General features: G+C 34.0%; 1 protein-coding gene. It reads right to left on the bottom strand.

The window, feature by feature from the left end:
• Positions 1-498: 498 nt before the first annotated feature.
• On the bottom strand, positions 499-576 hold a 78-nt coding region (locus IDG60_RS21600), incomplete at its 5' end, for a hypothetical protein (protein ID WP_241013309.1).

Below are 576 nucleotides of genomic sequence, written 5' to 3'. Positions count from 1 at the left end.
GTTGTCTTCGATACATTTCATAATTTCATTCAAAGTACTAATCATTTTCATACTCCCTTTTTTAGAAAAGTTGCTTAATTTAAGCATTAGTCTATATCAAAATATCTAAATTATAAAAATTGTTACTACCATATTAAACTATTTGCCCGTTTTAATTATTTAGATATATATATTTTCATACTATTTAGTTCATAACGATTATAGGACATCAAGCAATATTATACTAGCAACAGTTGACCAAATAAAAATGCACAAATAACAAGCTTTATTTAATTCAGGGGCCACAACATAGAGAAATTGGACCCCCAATTTCTACAAACAATGCAAGTTGGGGTGGGGCCCCAACATAGAGAATTTCGAAAAGAAATTCTACAGACCATGCAAGTTGGGGTGGGCCCCAACATAGAAGCTGACGTAATGTCAGCTTACTATAATGTTCAAGTTGGGCCCCAACGTTTGTGCGAAATCTATCTTATGCCTATTTTCTCTGCTAAGTTCCTATACTTCGTCAAACATTTGGCATATCACGAGAGCGCTCGCTACTTTGTCGTTTTGACTATGCATGTTCACTTCTAT

The organism is Staphylococcus sp. EG-SA-2, assembly GCF_017152085.1.
The sequence above is the reverse complement of the archived record's forward strand: the minus strand, read 5'-3'. Positions and strand labels throughout refer to the sequence as shown.